This is a genomic window from Acinetobacter suaedae, assembly GCF_008630915.1.
GTDB lineage: Bacteria > Pseudomonadota > Gammaproteobacteria > Pseudomonadales > Moraxellaceae > Acinetobacter > Acinetobacter suaedae.
Map to the genome: position 1 here is coordinate 693,777 of NZ_CP043909.1, position 19,138 is coordinate 712,914.

At 38.4% G+C, this 19,138-nt stretch carries 18 protein-coding genes and 2 pseudogenes; 11 read left to right on the forward strand and 9 right to left on the reverse strand.

Features of this window, described 5'->3' with window-relative positions; all coding sequences use genetic code 11:
• Window positions 1–46: 46 nt before the first annotated feature.
• The 4 genes from F2A31_RS03300 to ygfZ all read right to left on the reverse strand — a co-directional run bounded on the left by F2A31_RS03300 (window position 47) and on the right by ygfZ (window position 2,474).
• Window positions 47–853, reverse strand: a complete 807-nt coding sequence (locus F2A31_RS03300) for a tetratricopeptide repeat protein (protein WP_150025158.1) — start codon at window positions 851–853, stop codon at window positions 47–49.
• 250 nt (window positions 854–1,103) lie between these two features.
• The gene (locus F2A31_RS03305; RefSeq protein WP_150027645.1) at window positions 1,104–1,424 is read right to left on the reverse strand and encodes a low molecular weight protein tyrosine phosphatase family protein; all 321 of its coding nucleotides are present in this window, start codon (window positions 1,422–1,424) and stop codon (window positions 1,104–1,106) included.
• Between the two features lie 2 nt (window positions 1,425–1,426).
• The gene (locus F2A31_RS15880) at window positions 1,427–1,660 is read right to left on the reverse strand and encodes a hypothetical protein (RefSeq protein WP_075314906.1); all 234 of its coding nucleotides are present in this window, start codon (window positions 1,658–1,660) and stop codon (window positions 1,427–1,429) included.
• Window positions 1,661–1,751: 91 nt separating this feature from the next.
• Window positions 1,752–2,474: a CAF17-like 4Fe-4S cluster assembly/insertion protein YgfZ gene (gene ygfZ / locus F2A31_RS03315; RefSeq protein ID WP_150025159.1), complete on the reverse strand. Its 723-nt coding sequence runs from the start codon at window positions 2,472–2,474 to the stop codon at window positions 1,752–1,754.
• Window positions 2,475–2,661: 187 nt separating this feature from the next.
• Here ygfZ and F2A31_RS03320 point away from each other — a divergent pair, with 187 nt between their 5' ends.
• The 3 genes from F2A31_RS03320 (at window position 2,662) to F2A31_RS03330 (ending at window position 4,150) form a co-directional block, all read left to right on the forward strand.
• The gene (locus F2A31_RS03320) at window positions 2,662–3,108 is read left to right on the forward strand and encodes an SRPBCC family protein (protein ID WP_150025160.1); all 447 of its coding nucleotides are present in this window, start codon (window positions 2,662–2,664) and stop codon (window positions 3,106–3,108) included.
• Between the two features lie 204 nt (window positions 3,109–3,312).
• Complete coding sequence (locus tag F2A31_RS03325) at window positions 3,313–3,657, forward strand: zinc ribbon domain-containing protein YjdM (protein ID WP_150025161.1); 345 nt, start codon at window positions 3,313–3,315, stop codon at window positions 3,655–3,657.
• 157 nt (window positions 3,658–3,814) lie between these two features.
• Window positions 3,815–4,150: a YegP family protein gene (locus tag F2A31_RS03330; protein ID WP_150025162.1), complete on the forward strand. Its 336-nt coding sequence runs from the start codon at window positions 3,815–3,817 to the stop codon at window positions 4,148–4,150.
• A gap of 59 nt (window positions 4,151–4,209) precedes the next feature.
• On the opposite strand, the gene F2A31_RS03335 is transcribed toward F2A31_RS03330, so the two are convergent.
• Together F2A31_RS03335 and F2A31_RS03340 are read right to left on the reverse strand one after the other, a co-directional pair.
• Window positions 4,210–5,925 (reverse strand): proline--tRNA ligase, encoded by a 1,716-nt coding sequence (locus tag F2A31_RS03335; protein ID WP_150025163.1) that lies wholly within the window; start codon window positions 5,923–5,925, stop codon window positions 4,210–4,212.
• 200 nt (window positions 5,926–6,125) lie between these two features.
• Complete coding sequence (locus F2A31_RS03340; RefSeq protein ID WP_150025165.1) at window positions 6,126–6,773, reverse strand: hypothetical protein; 648 nt, start codon at window positions 6,771–6,773, stop codon at window positions 6,126–6,128.
• Window positions 6,774–7,049: 276 nt separating this feature from the next.
• Here F2A31_RS03340 and pilG point away from each other — a divergent pair, with 276 nt between their 5' ends.
• From pilG to F2A31_RS03370, 7 genes and pseudogenes are all read left to right on the forward strand, one after another.
• Complete coding sequence (pilG, locus tag F2A31_RS03345; protein WP_150025166.1) at window positions 7,050–7,433, forward strand: twitching motility response regulator PilG; 384 nt, start codon at window positions 7,050–7,052, stop codon at window positions 7,431–7,433.
• 19 nt (window positions 7,434–7,452) lie between these two features.
• Window positions 7,453–7,815 (forward strand): response regulator, encoded by a 363-nt coding sequence (locus F2A31_RS03350; protein ID WP_004640626.1) that lies wholly within the window; start codon window positions 7,453–7,455, stop codon window positions 7,813–7,815.
• Between the two features lie 49 nt (window positions 7,816–7,864).
• Entirely contained in the window at window positions 7,865–8,401 is a 537-nt protein-coding gene (locus tag F2A31_RS03355; RefSeq protein WP_150025167.1) for a chemotaxis protein CheW, read from the forward strand.
• Window positions 8,402–8,449: 48 nt separating this feature from the next.
• Complete coding sequence (locus F2A31_RS03360; protein ID WP_150025168.1) at window positions 8,450–10,531, forward strand: methyl-accepting chemotaxis protein; 2,082 nt, start codon at window positions 8,450–8,452, stop codon at window positions 10,529–10,531.
• 157 nt (window positions 10,532–10,688) lie between these two features.
• Window positions 10,689–13,208: pseudogene (locus F2A31_RS15960) on the forward strand (Hpt domain-containing protein); the annotation flags it as partial.
• Window positions 13,209–13,445: 237 nt separating this feature from the next.
• Window positions 13,446–15,779, forward strand: a pseudogene (locus F2A31_RS15965) (hybrid sensor histidine kinase/response regulator); the annotation flags it as partial.
• A 16-nt stretch (window positions 15,780–15,795) separates the two neighbouring features.
• Entirely contained in the window at window positions 15,796–16,251 is a 456-nt protein-coding gene (locus F2A31_RS03370; protein WP_150025170.1) for a hypothetical protein, read from the forward strand.
• Window positions 16,252–16,299: 48 nt separating this feature from the next.
• Here F2A31_RS03370 and dapE read toward each other — a convergent pair whose 3' ends face one another.
• The 3 genes from dapE to F2A31_RS03385 form a co-directional block, all read right to left on the reverse strand.
• Window positions 16,300–17,433, reverse strand: a complete 1,134-nt coding sequence (gene dapE / locus F2A31_RS03375) for a succinyl-diaminopimelate desuccinylase (RefSeq protein ID WP_150025171.1) — start codon at window positions 17,431–17,433, stop codon at window positions 16,300–16,302.
• Between the two features lie 123 nt (window positions 17,434–17,556).
• On the reverse strand, window positions 17,557–17,700 hold the full coding sequence (locus tag F2A31_RS03380; RefSeq protein ID WP_171490551.1) for an entericidin A/B family lipoprotein: 144 nt from the start codon (window positions 17,698–17,700) through the stop codon (window positions 17,557–17,559).
• Between the two features lie 109 nt (window positions 17,701–17,809).
• Window positions 17,810–18,670 (reverse strand): DUF1853 family protein, encoded by an 861-nt coding sequence (locus F2A31_RS03385; protein WP_150025175.1) that lies wholly within the window; start codon window positions 18,668–18,670, stop codon window positions 17,810–17,812.
• 100 nt (window positions 18,671–18,770) lie between these two features.
• Here F2A31_RS03385 and F2A31_RS03390 point away from each other — a divergent pair, with 100 nt between their 5' ends.
• Window positions 18,771–19,136 (forward strand): YbaN family protein, encoded by a 366-nt coding sequence (locus tag F2A31_RS03390; protein ID WP_150025176.1) that lies wholly within the window; start codon window positions 18,771–18,773, stop codon window positions 19,134–19,136.
• The last annotated feature ends 2 nt before the right edge of the window (window positions 19,137–19,138 follow it).

Genomic DNA, 19,138 nt, shown 5'->3' on the forward strand with positions numbered 1-19,138 from the left:
TACCTTGTCTTGAAAGAATAAGGTATTTGGTGAATTTTCATGATATTTATGGTTTTACGGCAGATGTTTTAGCTTGTTTCTTTTGAGCTTCAATCTGTTCGACTTTCGCTAAAGACTCTTTAGCCTGAGGTATGCCTTGTCTCGCAAGCTCAGTAAAAATCTTTTTTGCCTCTGGGAGATTTTGCTGAATAATATCCCCATTTGCGAGCATATTACCCAAAGCCATCAAAGAAGGGGCGTATCCTTTTTCAGCAAGTGATTGGATAGATCTAATCGCTTGTCGACGCGTCACGGGATTTTTATTTTTAACCCCTTGCCCAAGATCGTATATTGCTCTGATGTGCATCGCAGGGTAGTAATTCTTCTGAATTAATGGTCTGAGTTGACGAATCGCAATTTGATCAGTTTCAGGTTTGCCTTGTGCAAATAATAATGTTGCGATTTCAACAATAGCTTCTTCAGATCCTTGTTTAGATGCTTTATCGAGGTACTCTTTAAATTTTTGGGTGTCTTTGTTTAAACCTAAGCTACCTTGACGATAGGCTTGAGCAATCACGAAGCTTGCTTTCCCGAAGCCTTTATTTGAAGCGTCTTGATAATATTGCAGTGCTTTCTTTTCATCTTTATTGGTTCCTTGACCATGTTGGGTCATTGAACCAAGATTATAGATTGCTTGGGCATTTCCAGATTCTGCAAGACGTTGCATTTCTGCAAATGCTGCTGGGTAATTTTTTGCTTCGTAAAGTTGAGTTGCTTTTGCAAAAATATCTGGTTTGTTGGTTGCTTTGTTGTCTGCTGCCAATGTTGAGTGGCTTGCAATGATCATTAGACTGGCAATGAGCAACTTTTTCATCTTTTTTTCCTTTCCTTCATTTCTGCTCAAATCCTTTGTAATCAGCAGAAAATAACTTAATCCCCACATCATAAAAGTTTCGCAGAGAATGTAAATAATGATTTTGTATGTATCGTGCCAGAAAAAAGGTTTTTTAATTTCTATTATTGTGCCATTAAAATTCATAAAAACAATGGTATATGGCTATTCTTTATGGAATTGCCATGAAGAATATATGGAGAGAAAGCGAATGAGGCAATAAACGCTAACGTTATTCTATATAACGTTGCATCGTGAGTTGTAGTAATTCAATTAGATCAGAATCCATATATTGATAATTATCAAGGATATCTAAAACAAACACTTTCTTATTCATGAGCTGTTTAGAGAATTTCTCTTTAATTTGTTGCTTATGTCGTATTTCCATTACAAAGATTTGATCAGCCCAAAGTATATCTTTGATCGAAACTGTATGTTTAGCGTGGCGGCTGGTACCAGCTGATCGGGTATGGAGACCATACCCTTGTGCAAAGATGCGTTCAGCAGTTGGACTACGCCATTGATTACGACTACAGATGAATAAAAAGTTCAGGGTTATAGTGTCCAATAATTAAAACGGGATTCAATTAGATTCTTCATTTTAGAAACTCGAGGATATTCAATTCCTAATTTTTTTGAGCGAGCGAGTTTATCTTGACGGGTACACAAGTACTTCCATTTTTTCTGGGGTTTCCACAAAAGAGAAGTATGCCGACAGTCTCGACCTCTGAAATGAAATTTTTTCTTTCGTCTCCAAGCTCGCGTGCGTTGTTGCGGTAAATCATCCATTATTAAAAAACTCATGAATTAATCGGGTTCAGCAGCCGCGATAACACATGAGTTTTGAATTTTAGCTTACAGTCCTGTTTTTAACAATAGATTAACTTGGTCTCGCCACATCACCACTTAGTGCTTCTGGCAAGTCTAACACTGTCAAATCAAGCTCCTCTAGAGCAGTTGGTTTTGCTACCACAAGTGCGATATAACCATCTTCAAAAGCAATACTATTGACTACCTCAACATCTTTGTTGAGCTGTGTTGCAGGGGCAGGTGTTGTCTCTTTACCCTGAATTAAATGTAACCAATGTTTCGGTTTAGCCTTAAACCAAAGGCGAGCCACAATTTCTTGCCCGAGATAACAACCTTTATCAAAGTGCACACCTTCACGTTGATGTAGACGCAGCTCTTGAGGTTGGAATAGATGTTCAGTGGTTTGAGTAATCCATGCTTGTCCAGATTGAATTGCTTGAATTTGCCACGCATTGATATCGGTTTCAGATTTAGAAAACTCAGTTTGAATACCATTTACAGTTGGAAAAACTTGACCAATTTCTTCTAATTTCATTTTAGAGAATGCACCGAACTTACGAATATGTTTGGCAAACTCTTCTGCTTGATCCTGTGTTGTCACCAGCTCAAAACTTTCAGAGTTTATTTTTTTGAGCCATAGACCAAAGTGGATACGTCCCTTTAAGTCACAAATTGCAGTATAACGGCTTTCATTCTCAGTCAATCGTTCAACATGAACAGTAACTTGACCTTGTAAGAATTTTTGTGCATCTACACCATTTAAGCTAAAAGCAGTAAAAGCAAGTTGGTTCATAGATCAATCCTAAAGCTGCATTCTGATCGTAAAAATAAGGGATATTATTTTGCGCCATTTTTCACAAAAAAGCAGCTTTTGAATGTTGTGATTCATGCTGAAATGAATAATTGGTTGCATCATCTTTGTGAAACAATTGTGATGAGTAGCCTACAGAAGAGAATAACAGTGAGATTGGAGAATAAAAATGACAGGTACAGTGAAATTACATCGAGTGTTTAGTGCACCTTCAGAACGAGTCTTTAAAGCTTTTCTAGATCCAGATGCTTTAGTTAAATGGATGGCACCCCATGGATTTACGGCCAAAGTTCACCATTTAGATCCGCAAAAAGGCGGAACATATAAGATCTCATTTACAAACTTTTCAACGGGCCAAGTACACTCATTCAGTGGCACTTATCTTGAGCTTATTCCAAATGAATTACTTCGTTACACTGATAAATTTGATGATCCAAATCTAGCTGGAGATATTCAAGTCACGATCGAAATGAAACAAGTCATGGTAGGAACTGAGGTTTATATCACTCAAGAAGGTATACCTGATGCGATCCCTGTTGAAGCATGTTATTTAGGTTGGCAAGAATCATTATATCTATTAAGTTTATTGGTCGAAGCGAATATTCCAGATGAGTAAGAAGTACGAATCATTGATCTGTTGATGAGATTATTAAGTGTAATAGCAGAAGAAAATAAACAATTCGACAGCATTTTCGAGTTAAACAATCTAGGATCAATTTGCGGAGAGGTTTTCATAATGATGTATATGAAAAAATGATTGAAGTTTAAAGTTTTGAAAAATAGCAACTATGGCTCATAATAGCCTTTTTGAGATTTTTTTATGTCTTTTCCAAATTGTCCACAATGCCAATCAGAATATACTTATCAAGATGGCGATTTATTAATTTGCCCTGAATGCTCACATGAATGGAAAGAAGGTGAGAATCAGGCTGTGGAAGTAGAAGAAATTATTAAAGATGCAAATGGCAACGTTTTAGCAGATGGCGATAGTGTAACGGTCGTAAAAGATTTGAAAATCAAAGGTTCATCTTCAGTTGTTAAAGTTGGAACAAAAGTCAAAAGTATTCGTTTAGTGCCGGATGCAAGTGATGGTCATAATATTGATTGTAAAATTGATGGTGTAGGAGCAATGAAACTTAAATCTGAGTTTGTGAAAAAAGTTTGATTTATTTTCTGATGTGGTAAGGGAGCATTTAAATGCTCCTTTTTTATTGTGAAGTGAATTACTAAAAAAGAACAAAAAATAAGCGAATGTGGTTCTACGCTGTTCTATATTGTATTGAACAATAAGATGAACCTAAATATTAGAAAAAGAGGTGTTTATGGCAGGGTGGTTTGAAGTGAGCCAAGCAAGTGATGGTCAATACCGTTTTGTTTTGAAAGCCGGTAATGGTGAAGTGATTTTAACGAGTGAGTTGTACAAGGCAAAGGCCTCAGCGATGAATGGTATTGCATCTGTGCAAAAGAATAGCTCAGATGAGGCGCGTTATGAACGTTTAACCTCTAAAAACGATAAGCCTTATTTTAACCTTAAAGCAGCTAATCATCAGATTATTGGTACGAGTCAATTGTATGCAAGTGAACAGTCGCGTGATAAAGGAATTGAATCGGTTAAAAATAATGGTTCATCGGAAACTATTAAGGATTCCACTGTTTAACGTTTAAATAAAAAGCCGTTTCAATGAAACGGCTTTTTACATCTTGAATTAAAGTCAGATTAGCGAACAAGTTTTGCGAATAACTCTTCTTTATTGAGATTGCTTGCCTCTGCATCACGACGACCTTTGTATTCAAAAGTGCCTGCATCTAATCCTTTTTCACCGATCACAATACGATGTGGGATGCCCATCAGTTCAAGATCAGAGAATTTAACGCCTGGACGCTCATTACGGTCATCAAGTAACACATCATAACCTTGTGCTTTTAGTTCAGCATAAAGTGCTTCAGCAGCTTCTACGGTACGTGGTGATTTGTGCGCATTCATTGGAACAATTGCAACATCGAATGGTGCGATTGCTTGAGGCCAAATAATCCCTTTCTCATCGAAGTTTTGTTCGATTGCTGCTGCAACAACACGAGTTACTCCAATACCATAACACCCCATAGTCACGGTAAATGGTTTGCCATCTTCACCAAGTACTTTACAACCCAAAGCCTCTGAGTATTTTGTACCAAGTTGGAAAATATGCCCCACTTCGATACCGCGCTTAATTTGTAAAGTGCCTTTACCATCAGGAGATGGATCACCTTCAACTACATTACGAAGGTCATAAACTTCTGTGAATTTTGCATCACGATCCCAGTTGACACCAGTCGCGTGTTTATCAACTTCATTTGCACCAGCAATGAAATCAGATAATACAGATGCAGCACGATCTACGATCACAGTTAAGCCCTTTTCAACTAAACCTTGCGGGCCACAGAAACCTGCCGTTAAACCATATTGTTGTAATTGTTCTTCAGTTGCAAAAGTTAAAGGTGCTGCAATCAAAGGGTGTTTCTCTGCTTTGATTTCATTCAATTCATGATCACCACGTAGAAACAGTGCAATGATTGGTGTATTACCAGCTTCATCAACGTTACCTTGTACGAGTAACGCTTTTACAGATTGTTTTGCATCAGCATTGAGGAATTGGCAGACATCTGCAATGGTTTTTTGATTTGGTGTATCGACTAAAGCAAAATTTTGGGTTGCAGCGGCGCGTTCACCTACCAAAATAGCTTCTGCCATTTCAACGTTGGCTGCGTAATCTGATTCAGTTGAAAAGGCGATATCATCTTCACCGCTTGCAGCAAGTACGTGAAATTCATGGGATGCTGAGCCGCCGATGGAACCCGTGTCTGCTTGTACAGGACGGAAGTCTAATCCGAGGCGGCTAAAGATACGACTATAAGTGTCATACATTACATCATATGTTTCTTGTAATGATTCTTGAGTTGCATGGAAAGAGTAAGCGTCTTTCATAATGAATTCACGAGAACGCATTACGCCGAAACGTGGACGAATCTCATCACGAAATTTAGTTTGGATTTGATAGAAGTTTAGAGGGAGTTGTTTATAACTCTTTAACTCATTACGCGCTAAATCTGTGATAACTTCTTCATGTGTTGGACCAAGCACAAAATCGTTATTGTGACGATCTTTGAAACGAAGCAACTCAGGGCCATATTGTTCAAAACGACCAGATTCTTCCCATAATGCCGCAGGTTGAGTCACAGGCATAAAGACTTCTAATGCGCCTGAACGATTCATTTCTTCACGGACAATCGCATCGACTTTCTTTAAAACACGTGTTCCCATGGGCAACCAAGAGTATAAGCCAGAAGCGAGTTTACGAATCATCCCCGCACGTAACATGAGCTGGTGAGAAATAACCTCAGCATCATTTGGGGTTTCTCTTAACGTTGCAAATAAAAAGCGGCTTGCGCGCATGGAAACTGTCCTAAAGTTAAGTGTAATTAAAAATGATTAGCGTAGGTCATATGGTTCACCTACATTCGAACTGACCGGCATTATGACATGAATCAAGGGGTTTAGCGCAGTAAAAGTCGTATAATAATAGAAGGATTTTTAAAATCATTAAGCTGTCAATTGAGAGCATATCAATAATATTTTGGAAATTATTATTGATATTATTCAAGTTTTTTTAATCTATTGATGATGTCAGTATACTCAAATTCTGTTTTTTGATAGCTGTTGCGCAGACTTTCAATTGTCTTTTTTACATTTTCAATGTTTTGAGTATTGTGGGTGAGATTGCTTTTAAGCTGGGGGGGGACAGTTTGACCTTTACGATGATATTCCATTTCTTGGCGTTTAAATCGAATTTTGTCACTTTGTAGCTGCTGTAATTGTTCTTGTTGATAATTGAGTTGTTTTTTTAAGTTTTCTAATGTTTGATTTCTTTTTGCAGTCGCAATTTGTGCGCTGCCATAAGCTCTTTTTAACCGTAAATCTTGTTCTCTTTGGCGTGCAAGAGCTTCTCGTTGTGCTGACTGTTTGGCATCTAAAGTTGCATTGTATGGCTGGTTACGCTTAATCACTTGCATGTTCCGATCAAGTGCTTCGTAGCCATGACGAATATGATCAGGTGATACAGATGTACTAACGTTGGCAACGCCATTACGATCATAATAACGATACCAAACTGCTTTTGTTTGATCTGTAGAGGCAAAGGTGGGCGTACAAATAAGCAACAATAGAAAGCATAAGCAAATGTAAGTGCAAGTCATCGTTTTAAGGTGGCTAACGCAGAAAGCGCACTTTAACGAACCAGTCATTACATCTCCTGTAAAAAGCTAACTAAGTCGCTTATTTTTAAATAATAATCAGTTGTATATTAGTGGTTATTTATACACTTAAAAATAGTTCGAATGCAAAAAAAATAGGAATTTAATTAAAAGTGTGAACTACTTAAGATTGTACTAAGAAACTGATAGGTTGGTTCAAAAAACTTCATTGATAATGCAAGTAAAGATATGTTAAAAATATGAAACTGTATAAAACAAATTAAACCAACCATAATTTGTATTGAGTGAATGGGGCGGAACAATTAAATGGAAGATAAATTTCAAAATTTAAAGGTGATGGTAATTGACGATTCGAAAACGATTCGTCGTACAGCAGAGACTTTATTACAACGCGAAGGTTGTGAAGTAATTACTGCAGTTGACGGTTTTGAAGCATTATCAAAAATTGCTGAAGCAAATCCTGATATAGTTTTTGTGGACATTATGATGCCGCGTTTAGATGGTTATCAAACCTGTGCATTGATCAAAAACTCATTAAATTATCAAAATATTCCAGTCATTATGCTTTCTAGTAAAGATGGTTTATTTGATCAAGCAAAAGGGCGTGTTGTAGGGTCTGATGAATATTTAACTAAGCCATTTAGTAAGGATGAGCTATTGAGCGCAATCCGTAATCATGTTAACGCATAAAATTTAAATTGAGGAAAAAATGGCTCGTATTCTTATTGTAGATGATTCACCTACTGAAACATTTCGCTTTAGAGAAATTTTAACTAAACATGGTTATGAAGTTTTGGAAGCAACCAATGGTGCTGATGGGGTGACCATGGCACAGGCTGAGCTACCAGATCTAGTGCTGATGGATGTCGTTATGCCAGGAATGAATGGTTTCCAGGCAACACGTCAGATTAGTAAAGCGAAAGATACACAACATATTCCAGTTGTCATTGTAAGTACCAAAGACCAAGCGACGGATCGTGTATGGGGTAAGCGTCAAGGGGCTAGTGACTATTTAACTAAACCTGTTGATGAGCAGCAGCTAATTGATGTAATTAAACAATTATTAAGTTAATTCAATTCGCTCAATATGGGTCTTTGATGACGCAATAACGGGATAAAGTATGGCAGCAAATGGATTTATCGAGTTGCTTCGTTTATCCAAGCGAGGTAACAAGCAATATACTGCAACTCAAAATGAAGTCAGCCGTTGGTCTGGTATCGCATTTGAGATGTTAGGGCAATATTTTGTTGCGCCCTTGGGGGAAATTTCAGAGGTAATTTATCCCCCAAAATATACACCTGTACCAAATACTCAGGCATGGGTACGTGGTTTGGCAAATATCCGCGGACGATTGCTTTCAGTGACTGATTTATCTCATTTTATTTCAGGTCAACGAAGCCAGTTTTCTCCAACACAAAAAGTAATTTGTATTAGCCATCAAGACCATTATGTGGGGTTGGTCGTTGATCAGGTTTTGGGAATTCAACACTTCAACAAAAAGAGTTTCTTTTCTCAAACCAGTGAGCTAGACAGTAAATTAAGAGACTATTGTCAGGGATATTTCCACCAACATAATCAACAATGGCATGTGTTCTTACTGAGTCGATTATTAAAAGATCCTCAGTACATGAATGCATCAATAAAGTTTATAAACTAATTTAATACGCTGCGGAAAGATGAACGCGTATTCAGGGGAGAAGCTGGAATGGGCTTTAAACTTAAAAAGAAGAATGGTAGTGACGGTGTTGGATCAAAGAAAGGCAGCGTTTTTTTAGAAAAAATGCGAACGCAACTTGATCAGTTCTCTCGTTTATTTGGTGAGACTGAAAAATCAAAACCGATTATCTATCGTGCCTTAATTGCTTTGGTTCTTGCAGTTATCCTCTTAATTTATTTATTCGTGAGCTTACCACGTTCAAACCAATTAACACGTAGTTTGGGTGAATTGCGTTTACTTTCACAAATGATTTCGCGTCAAGCAACTGAAGCAACAGCCTCAGGTACTGCTGAAACGATGAGCAACTTGGTTGCATCTGAAAAACGATTTGCAGAGAATTTAGAAGTTGTTGAAAATGTATATGGCAAGGGTTCTGACGAATATAAAAAGGTGGATGAATTGTGGAGCAATGTCTCCAAAAACATTGATTTGATTGCTTCTCAACAAGCAATTATTAATCAGCTTTATGATACCAATATCGCTATCAGTGAAACGATTCCTGAGATTCAGGCTGAATATAATTTGATGGTTGATCAAATGGTTCGTGAGAATATGCCAAGTAGTCAGGTAATTATTACAAAAAACCAAGTGTTTATTGCTGAGCGTATCTTGCGCTCTATCAACTCGGTTTTGGTCGGGACAGATAATTCCAATGCTTCTGCAAATGACTTTGGTGCTGATATTGATACCTTTGGTATTTATTTAAATGCCCAATTAAACGGAAGCTCGGAGTTGGGGGTTGATCGTATTCGATCACCAGAATTACGTGAGTCTGTTGACAGTATTAAATCGGATTATGATGCTGTATTGAAGTTGGCGGCTGAAACGGTTCTCAAAAATGCCAATCAAATTGTCCATGTTCGTCAAGCATCCTCTGAAATTTTTACTCAATCAGATGCTTTGTTAAGCTCATTAAATGCTTTATCAGATAAAGCAGAAGGCGGTTGGGGGAATGTATTAGCTGGTATTGCATTAATTCTAGCCTTAGGTGTCTTAGTTTTCTCGGCACTTCAGTTACTTGCATTGCGTAGTAATACAGATAAAGAGCGTGTGACACGTTTACAAGACGAATATGACCGTAACCAAAACGCGATTTTACGTTTACTTGATGAGATTGCTGACTTAGCTGATGGTGATTTACGTTCATATGCGACTGTATCAGAAGACTTCACTGGTGCAATTGCTGACTCGATCAACTTTGCGATTGATCAATTGCGTGATCTTGTTTCTCGTATCACAGATACATCACAAGAAGTTGCGCGTTATACTCAAGATACACAAAGTATTACCAACCAATTAGCAGAAGCTTCGGAACATCAGGCTCAAGAGATTGCGGGTGCGTCTGCAGCAATGAATGAAATGGCATTGTCAATTGACCAAGTATCTGCCAATGCATCTGAATCAGCAGAAGTAGCAAAACGTTCGGTACAAATTGCAACTAATGGTGCGCAAGTTGTAAACCGCTCGATAGAAGGAATGGACCATATCCGTGAGCAAATTCAAGAAACATCTAAGCGTATTAAACGTTTGGGTGAATCATCTCAAGAGATTGGTAACATTGTCTCGTTGATTAACGATATTGCGGATCAAACCAACATCTTGGCGTTGAATGCTGCTATTCAAGCATCGATGGCAGGTGAAGCTGGACGTGGTTTCGCTGTCGTAGCGGATGAGGTTCAACGTCTTGCTGAACGTTCTGCATCCGCAACTAAACAGATTGAAAGCTTGGTTAAAACTATTCAAACAGATACCAATGAAGCCGTTATTTCGATGGAACAAACGACATCTGAGGTTGTACGTGGTGCAAACTTGGCAAAAGATGCTGGTATTGCTCTGGATGAAATTCAAACCGTATCAGGTGATTTGGCAAAATTGATTGCTAGCATTTCGGATGCGGCAAAACTTCAGTCTGCATCTGCAAGTCATATTGCAACGACGATGAATGTTGTACAGGAAATTACCTCACAAACGACAACAGCAACGTTTGATACAGCACGCTCGGTTTCAGAGTTAGCAAATATGGCTGAATCATTACGTGAATCGGTAACCGACTTTAAGTTACCAGAATAAGCAGCAGTATTGGAAAGACAGATGGGGGTGTCTGTCTTTCCATTTTTAGAGATGTAGAATATCTTTACAAGATGATGGCGAAATGGAACGACATCTTGTGTGATTGATACTCGTATTTTTTACCCACAATTGGTGGATAAAAACGAAAGAAGCCGCTATGAAAGAAATATTAAAAACGTTAGTTGAAACGATGACGCTTCCTGAAGATAGTTATCTCGAACAAGATGCTGAAATTCTTGAGATCTTTATTGAAGAATTAGATGAAATCTTTGTTGAGTTAGACCCATTATTGGTTCAATGGATTGAACAGCCGAATCAACAGAATGTGTTGACTGATATTCGCCGTCATTTCCATACGCTAAAAGGTTCTGGCCGGATGGTTGGTGCAAAATCTTCTGGTGAGTTGGGGTGGACGGTTGAAGATACACTAAATCGAGTTATAGCTGGAACTATTCCACTCACAGCAGAAATACAACGTTATGTGCTTGCGATTTTTAATATTTATCGCTTTAAGCTCATTCTTGATTTCAAAGCAGCTCAAAAGCATCAAATTGACTTACGACCATTAGTATTATTGGGACAACAATTACAACAACAGAGTGTAGAACCAGCTCTTTCTGACTTATTGATGCTTGCTGATCATTTAATAAGTGAGGACATAAGTACGGGATTAGAATTAGTTGAAGAAACGACTTCTGCTGAGCATGAGATTCAAGCTGAGCGAGATGAATCTGGCGCTCAATCTGTAGAAAATGAAATTGAAGTGCTAGCAGAAGATGAACTACTTGCTAAAGAAACTTTGGCTATCTTCTTGGAAGAGGCTGAGGAGCACTTGGCGACAATTGATCAATTTTTACAAAATGATCATCCGACCAATGAGCATTACAATCATTTAATCAGAGCCTTACATACACTTCGTGGAAGTTCGGCAATGGCGCATATTGATCAGATTTTTGATGCTAGTTCAAAAGTTGAAAATTTATTCAAAACATTACTGCATGATGAGTTGGATTCGAATTCAAATGAAACTGCATTATTGACCCATTATGCGCAATTTGTTCGTGACTATTTATATAGTTTGAGGCAGCAAGATACAGAGCAGAAAACTGATGAAATTCATGCGACTTTCAATACTGCTTGGGACAGTTATGATTTCCGGTTGGAAGAGCAACACAGTGAAAATCTAAGACCACAAGGATTGGTTTCACAATTATTAGAGCTCAATATTCAAGATTTGTTAGATGTCGAATCTGATTTTGAGCAGCGTGCAAGGACTGAGTTTCCACAATATATTCAGCAGCTCAGTCAGCAAGCTGAAATTTTGTTACAGCATACACATCATCATGCAACGATTGGTATGTATCAATATACAAGCTTATTGAGATCAAGTTATCAGGACTTAATTTATAAGCCAAGCTTACTTAATCTTGAGTATGGATTTGAGCTATATGATCAAGTTCATCAACAGTTTATTCAGTTATTTGATACATTGGCAGCAGGGCAACGGGTTACGTTGACGAAAGAACATGAGCGGATGCTTAATGAACTAAGTACATTTACTCAACAGAATATCGAGTTATTTGAAGCTGAAACGATTGAGACAAATCGTGATCAAGAGACTTCATTGAATGAACCCGAAATTGTATTGGATTCAGTCGTTGATACAAGTGATTTAGCCGCTCGGTTTGCATTAGACAAACAACAACTGTCTACGAGTGAATCAAATCGAGATTTCGATCCTGATTTATTGGACATTTTCCTTGAAGAGGCTGATGAACTTTTAGTTGGTATTGATGCGGATCTCAATACTTGGGTTGCTGATCTACAAAATGTGAGTGCACTTAAAAATTTAATGCGGTATTTGCATACCTTAAAAGGTGGCTCAAATATGATTCAGGCGCGTCATATTGGTTTGATTGCGCATGAATTAGAAACAATTTATGAAAAACTGATCAACCAGCAAATACAAGCGACGCCATTACTTATTTCTGTGATTCGCTCAGTACAGGATGATATCGCAGATCGTATCCAAACGATTCGTGATCAGCAGGTGGATTATCCATCTACGCATGTGTTAGCAGTGCTGGCTAACTTGATGCAGTCAACGGCAATGACGGCTGTTCAGCCTGATAAATCTATTGTGTCAGAAGATGCTGATAAAGTTGTAGATTTTGATAGTGCTAGTGAAATAGAAATACCAACTCATTCAGAGGTTCACGAGCCAGCAATAGATGTTACCAGTTTTGCTGCTCAATTGGCTTTGGATAAACAACAATTACAATCAGAGCAATCGAATCGAGACTTTGATCCTGATCTCTTGGATATTTTCCTTGAGGAAGCTGATGAGCTAATGGTGGGTATTGATGCTGATTTAAATACATGGACGACGGATCGTTACAACGTAAATGCGTTAAAAAACTTGATGCGGTATTTGCACACCTTAAAAGGCGGTTCAAATATGATTCAAGCGCGTCACATCGGTTTGATCGCGCATGAGTTAGAAACGATTTATGAGAAACTGATTAATCAACAAATCCAAGCTACACCTCAGTTGGTTGCAATTATTCGCCTTGTTCAAGATGATATTGCAGATCGTATTCAAGTGATACGTGATCAACACATCGACTATCCTTCAACGCATGTGATTCAATTGCTACAACATGCAGATCAGGCTGTAGATGTAGAGCTTTATAAGCCTGCAACTGAGATAGAGGATATTTCAACTGAACTTGCCATTGCAGATTCAGAAATTGTTGACTCATCCCTCGAAAGTGATGAACAACAGATTCTATCAGCTGAAACAGAAATTGATTTTGCAGAGACAGAGTCACAGATTCAAGTCGCTGATTCAGATTCAGAGAAAGATGAAGTTGCATCAAGTCAAAAGCAGGAAGCTGTTGAGAATGTGGTAGAAGAAGATGATGTTCGTTCGTTAGTAGAACAAACATTCCTCGAAGAAGCGGAAGAATTGCTACAACAAGCTCAACATCTATTAAAACAGTGGTTTGAACAACGCGGTAATCGAAGTTTATTATTACAACTTCAGCGTAATGCACATAGTCTGAAAGGCGGTGCACGTATGGCTGAACTGGATGCAATCGCGGTTATTGCATACCATCTAGAAAATGCATTTGAGCAATTCGGTTTACATCATTTCAGCTCAAATGTTTATGATAATTTATTGAATACCGCGTTAGCATGGCTCCATAGTGCGATCTTTAAACGTCAATATGCTAATTTTGATGGCTTAAAACAAAGTCTTGAAAATATGGAGTTTATCGATGTAGCCGCGCAGCTGCCGCAAAAACTTTCGGCACGCGATATATTTACTCCAGAATATACAATGGAGTTTGTGCAAGGGGATGGCACAGAACCACCATCAATGTTTGGTGAGTGGGAAAGCACTGAACGTATTGAACAAAACAATGAAATGATTCGTGTTTCAGCTGAAGTCATTGAGAAGATGATTGATTTATCAGGTGAGAATGCGATTAACCGTTCACGTATTGAAATGGACTTAGGTCAGTTAGGCGGTACGTTGACGGAAATGGAATTGGCGATCAAGCGTTTAGCAGATCAGTTACGACGAATGGAAGGTGAGCTAGAAAGTCAGATTATCGCCCGCCATGGTGGTGAAGATGCACGCTATGCAGACTTTGACCCATTGGAAATGGATCAATATTCTTCTTTAAATCAGTTATCAAAATCTCTCGCAGAATCTGCATCAGATTTAGTTGATTTTAAGACGACGCTATCAGAGAAGATTCGTGATACAGAAGGCTTGTTACTACAACAATCTCGTATTCAGGCAGAAATCCAAGAAAGTCTAATGCGTACACGATTAGTACCATTCTCACGTTTGTTGCCTCGTTTACAACGTATTGTCCGTCAAACAGCTTCGACACTTAATCGCCCAACTGAGTTAGTGGTGAATAATACTGAAGGTGAGTTAGATCGTAGTATTTTAGAGCGTTTAGTTGCACCATTTGAGCATATGCTACGTAATGCGATTGACCATGGTATTGAAGACCGTGAACAACGCTTACAAGCGAAAAAATCAGAAACGGGACATATTGTTTTAAATATTGGCCGTCAAGGTACAGATGTCGTTGTTACTTTCAGCGATGATGGTAAAGGAATTGATGTCAATCGTATTAAAGAAAAAGCAATTCAAACTGGCTTGATGACCAAGGATCAGAAACTTGATCAAGATGAGATTCTACAGTTTATCTTCCACCCAGGTTTTAGTACAGCGGCACAAGTAACGCAGATTTCTGGACGTGGTGTAGGTCTAGATGTAGTACAAAGTGATATTAAGGCTCTAGGCGGGCATGTGAGTGTGAGTTCGACTTTTGGGAAGGGAACCACATTTACCATTCGTGTACCAACAACAGTAGCGGTAAGTGATGCCTTGATGGTAAAAGCGGGCGATCAACAGTTTGCGTTCCCATTGGCACAGATTGACCGTATTGTTCGTATCTCACCAATGGCGTTAGAGCAATATTTTGAAAGCCAAGATGATTACTTCAAAATTGATCAAGAAGAATATCGTTTACGCTATTTATCGGAGTTTGTTGCTGGACAGCCTATACCTCGTTTAAGTGGTATTGTTCACTCACTGCCTGTGTTGTTGATCAAAGGTGCCCAAGGTCAGATGACGGCATTATTGGTTGATCAACTGATTGGTTCTCGTGGTCAAATTGTTGTTAAACCTGTTGGCCAACAATTCTCAAGTATTGGCGTGATTGCTGGAGCAACAATTCTTGGTGATGGGCAAGTTTGCTTAATTTTAGATGGCCAAAACTTGGCTAGACAGGCTCAGTCAACTGTACGCAGTAAGCAAGTAGATGAAACCTATACCAAACAGCGTTACGATGAGCGCCGTTTGATCATGATTGTTGACGACTCGGTGACTGTACGTAAAGTGACATCACGTTTGTTAGAGCGACATGGTTATGATGTGGTCACAGCAAAAGATGGTGTTGATGCGATGGAGCAGCTTGAAACTGTGAAGCCTGATTTGATGTTACTAGATATCGAAATGCCACGAATGGATGGCTTTGAGGTGACGAATCTTGTACGACATCATGAAATCCATCGCGATTTACCAATCATTATGATTACGTCTCGTACTGGTGAGAAGCATCGTGAGCGCGCATTATCTTTAGGTGTAAGCCAATATATGGGTAAACCATTCCAAGAGGAAATGCTCTTAGAAAATATTGAAAGCTTACTTGCAGTGCGCTGATTAAGGTGAACAAAAAATGATAGAGAAAAGCGTTAATACAGCATTAGGACAAATTGATCAACAAGAGTTACAACATCTTATTACGGTGTCTACGGGATTTATCGATGCTTATATTATTCGGTGTCATCAAAAAGTTCCGATGCTTCTACCACAAAATATTGTTTTATCTGCAATGGATACGCCTACCAATGTGGAGCATATTGAGTGGCATGATTTAAAATTACCTATATTTGCTGTACATGATCCAATACAAGAACAAGGTGTTGCATTGGTTGTGGAAGGAGAGGATGTTTCACAACGTTTTGCACTTATTTGTGATGAAATGCCTGAATCGATTCGTTTACGTATTTCTGAGATTGTGGATGAAGATGGAGATGTTGAGGATCAAAAAGTTTTTAAATACGTGAAAATGGGTGAAAAAAGATACTTTGTTCCGAACTTACAAAATATAGAAACCCAATTGGGATTATAAAATAAAAGGAACTCTATTTTGAGTTCCTTTTATTTTCAAATCATAATTTTAGGCAAGTAGTTGCACTAAAATTTGTTCGTAAATCTCAGCTAATGGTTCTAGGTCATCGACATTAACATGTTCATTAATTTGATGAATTGTTGCATTTAAAACACCAAGCTCTAAAACTTGTGCGCCTGTTGGGGCGATAAAGCGGCCATCAGAAGTACCACCACTGGTTGAAAGTACAGTTTCCACACCAGTCACACTTTTAATTGCAGTTTTTGCTGCATTTACTAACTCACCAACTGGGGTTAGGAATGGCAAACCTGAAAACGTCCAGCTAATATCGTAATTTAATTTATGTTTATCCAATATTTCTAGAACACGTTGTTGAAGGATTTCTGCAGTAACTTCAGTTGAATAGCGGAAATTAAATGTGACTTTGAGGTGACCAGGAATAACATTGGTCGCACCTGTACCTGCTTGAATATTCGAGATTTGGAATGAAGTCGCTGGAAAATATTCATTACCATTGTCCCATACAGTCTCACACAATTCATTTAGAGCTTTAGAGGCAAGATGAATAGGGTTTTCTGCCAAATGAGGGTAAGCAACATGACCTTGTTTACCATGAACAGTCAAAACAGCATTCAGTGAACCACGACGACCATTTTTTACAATATCACCTAAGCGATGTGTACTCGAAGGCTCCCCAACTAAGCACCATGTCATTTTTTCATTGCGAGCTTCAAGGGTTTCAACCACTTTAACCGTACCATTAATCGATGGGCCTTCTTCATCAGAGGTAATTAGAAAAGCAATCGAACCTTTATGATCAGGATGTTTAGCAACAAATCGTTCTGAAGCGACAACCATTGCAGCTAAAGCTGTTTTCATGTCGGCTGAGCCACGACCATATAGTTTTCCATCACGGATCGTCGGTTGAAAAGGATCAGAGTTCCACGCATCTAAGTGACCTGTTGGAACTACATCAGTATGACCTGCAAAACAGAAAACCGGATTTTCTGTACCTCGACGAGCCCATAAGTTATCGACATCTTCAAATCGGAGCTTTTCGATATTAAAACCAATTTTTGCCAAACGTTCTGCCATGATGTTTTGACAGTCATGGTCAACGGGAGTTACAGATGGTTGGCGGAGGAGTTGTAAACTAAGTTCAAGCGTATCGGAGTGGTTCATGCGAGATGGGCTAAATCTGGTGAAATCTGAGCCGATATAATAGGGGAATATTGCCAAGAAAGGTATGTAAAAATAAACCTTATCTAGGGATAGATAAGGTTTGATAATAAATTTTCGGTAAAATTACATTTTATTTTGTGTTTTTTCAGCTGTTTGAGTAACTTTATCGCCAGCTTTGGATACATCTTGTCCAAAACCTTTAAATGTATTACAACCAGTTAAAACAAAAGCAGTCATGAGTGAAGCAACTAAAACTTTTTTCATCATCTTCTCCGTTTCAATTTAATTTTGATGTATTTAAGAGGCTAAAAAAAATAGGAGAAAATGAACATAATGGTTTGATTATAGATGTGTTATGAAATGTTATTTAGGTAAGTTAATTGCGATTAAATAATAGGGCTGGTTGGCGGAACATATAAAATGATGGTTCTGATTCAGTCGAGTGATATAAGCCATCTGTCCACCATGTTGGATGAGATGAGGTGGCAATTTGATCAGGACAAAGCCATTCATGGCGTTGAAGGCGGTAATATGGTTGCTTAGGAATAATTGTTCCCCATTGCCCTAATCTTCGAGATGAATTGATCCATATTGGTAAGCATAGATTGTGTTTTTGAAAGGGGAGATAAAGCTGTCCTTTCATGACGGCAAACTTACGTTGAATGTTATAATTATTGGCTTCTGAAAATTGAAATTGGCGATCAGTAAAATGTGCTAGCTTTCGATGTAGCGTGTCTTCTCGATTTAGCCCAAACCAGTGTGCCAAATTTAAATGTCCTTCACCAAGATAATATTTTAAAGCGACTTCCCAATGTTCAATTTCTTGTGTTTGTTGATTGAGTATAAGAAAGTCGATTTCGCCTAGGGTGCGAGCACCAGAAATTTTCTGGATGCTGTGTCCAATTAATTTATATGGGTGATATGCATCATCTAATAGCCAAAACCAGAGCAAGTTCTCAAAGCGTAAACCTAGACGAGTACTTTTAAGCCGAGCTAAAAAGTCATATAAAGGTTGAGGTTGTTGATCTAATTGGAATAAACGTTTTTCGTAGTTTTGATACAACATTTGCCAAGTCGCATTATCATGCAAGCAAAAATAATTTTTTATGATTAACTCATCGGGGATGACAGATAAAATATTTGGACTTGCGATAGCGAAAGCCAGTTGCCGTACAATTGGATTCTTAAAATTTAACCATGGTTCAAACAAACAAGGCTGATCATCAACACTAGGCATGAAGTAACTCGATCATGGAAATAATAGGTTAAGTTTAAGAAACAACAATAAAAACACTTTATACTAGCACGGTTGTTTTGACATGTTGGTGAATTGCTTAATGAAGATACTATTCTGGCGTAGTTTAGTTATCCTGTTTGTGACTTTAGGAATCATTGGGGCAATTTTACCAGGTATGCCAACAACTGTTTTTCTAATAATTGCTGCATGGGCGGCATCAAAAGGCTGGCCACAAATGGATACGTGGTTACTTAATCATCCGAAATATGGGCCAACGCTACGGAATTGGCGAGAGAATGGAACCGTACCACGCAGAGCAAAGTGGCTTGCCAGTATTATGATGTTGATCAGTGGCGTTTTAATGTTATTTACCAATGCTCCTTTTTGGGTAAAGGTGTTTACCAATACAACCATGTTCATTGTTGCTGTTTGGTTGTGGTTTCGCCCAGAGCCTGAGCGAGGATAAAT

Excerpts from the sequence above, each read along its gene's own strand:
- F2A31_RS03300 (WP_150025158.1), bottom strand. The coding sequence starts at position 853 with ATGAAAAAGTTGCTCATTGCCAGTCTAATGATCATTGCAAGCCACTCA.
- F2A31_RS15880 (WP_075314906.1), bottom strand. The coding sequence starts at position 1,660 with ATGGATGATTTACCGCAACAACGCACGCGAGCTTGGAGACGAAAGAAA.
- ygfZ (WP_150025159.1), bottom strand. The coding sequence starts at position 2,474 with ATGAACCAACTTGCTTTTACTGCTTTTAGCTTAAATGGTGTAGATGCA.
- F2A31_RS03320 (WP_150025160.1), top strand. The coding sequence starts at position 2,662 with ATGACAGGTACAGTGAAATTACATCGAGTGTTTAGTGCACCTTCAGAA.
- F2A31_RS03325 (WP_150025161.1), top strand. The coding sequence starts at position 3,313 with ATGTCTTTTCCAAATTGTCCACAATGCCAATCAGAATATACTTATCAA.
- F2A31_RS03330 (WP_150025162.1), top strand. The coding sequence starts at position 3,815 with ATGGCAGGGTGGTTTGAAGTGAGCCAAGCAAGTGATGGTCAATACCGT.
- F2A31_RS03335 (WP_150025163.1), bottom strand. The coding sequence starts at position 5,925 with ATGCGCGCAAGCCGCTTTTTATTTGCAACGTTAAGAGAAACCCCAAAT.
- F2A31_RS03340 (WP_150025165.1), bottom strand. The coding sequence starts at position 6,773 with ATGACTGGTTCGTTAAAGTGCGCTTTCTGCGTTAGCCACCTTAAAACG.
- pilG (WP_150025166.1), top strand. The coding sequence starts at position 7,050 with ATGGAAGATAAATTTCAAAATTTAAAGGTGATGGTAATTGACGATTCG.
- F2A31_RS03350 (WP_004640626.1), top strand. The coding sequence starts at position 7,453 with ATGGCTCGTATTCTTATTGTAGATGATTCACCTACTGAAACATTTCGC.
- F2A31_RS03355 (WP_150025167.1), top strand. The coding sequence starts at position 7,865 with ATGGCAGCAAATGGATTTATCGAGTTGCTTCGTTTATCCAAGCGAGGT.
- F2A31_RS03360 (WP_150025168.1), top strand. The coding sequence starts at position 8,450 with ATGGGCTTTAAACTTAAAAAGAAGAATGGTAGTGACGGTGTTGGATCA.
- F2A31_RS03370 (WP_150025170.1), top strand. The coding sequence starts at position 15,796 with ATGATAGAGAAAAGCGTTAATACAGCATTAGGACAAATTGATCAACAA.
- dapE (WP_150025171.1), bottom strand. The coding sequence starts at position 17,433 with ATGAACCACTCCGATACGCTTGAACTTAGTTTACAACTCCTCCGCCAA.
- F2A31_RS03380 (WP_171490551.1), bottom strand. The coding sequence starts at position 17,700 with ATGATGAAAAAAGTTTTAGTTGCTTCACTCATGACTGCTTTTGTTTTA.
- F2A31_RS03385 (WP_150025175.1), bottom strand. The coding sequence starts at position 18,670 with ATGCCTAGTGTTGATGATCAGCCTTGTTTGTTTGAACCATGGTTAAAT.
- F2A31_RS03390 (WP_150025176.1), top strand. The coding sequence starts at position 18,771 with ATGAAGATACTATTCTGGCGTAGTTTAGTTATCCTGTTTGTGACTTTA.